This window comes from Xenorhabdus vietnamensis (assembly GCF_002127535.1).
Lineage (GTDB): Bacteria > Pseudomonadota > Gammaproteobacteria > Enterobacterales > Enterobacteriaceae > Xenorhabdus > Xenorhabdus vietnamensis.
Window position 1 is genome coordinate 1 of record NZ_MUBJ01000147.1, and the last position, 278, is coordinate 278.

Consider the following 278-nt stretch of genomic DNA (forward strand, 5'->3'; position numbering starts at 1 on the left):
GCATAACTTCGTATAGCATACATTATACGAAGTTATACGACGTTGAAAAAAATCGATTATGATATTGATGTTGCTGCCAACGGCATATTTTTGAGAAAAGTTGATGACGGTGTCAGTGCAATGACAAGGCACCAAGGCAACCATAATGGATATACAGATGCAATGAGAAATGCTTTAGATAGAATAGACCTTAAGCAATCCAAAGAGGCAATATCGAAGCAAGTAGCTAACATACAAGATATAGCCAAAAAAGGCATGATGGATGGAAACATAATTAG

Annotated in this window: 1 protein-coding gene; it reads left to right on the forward strand. The window is 36.3% G+C overall.

Features of this window, described 5'->3' with window-relative positions; genetic code table 11:
- Window positions 1-42: 42 nt before the first annotated feature.
- The coding region (locus tag Xvie_RS20620; protein WP_244175769.1) for an AHH domain-containing protein at window positions 43-278 on the forward strand (236 nt) is incomplete at its 3' end.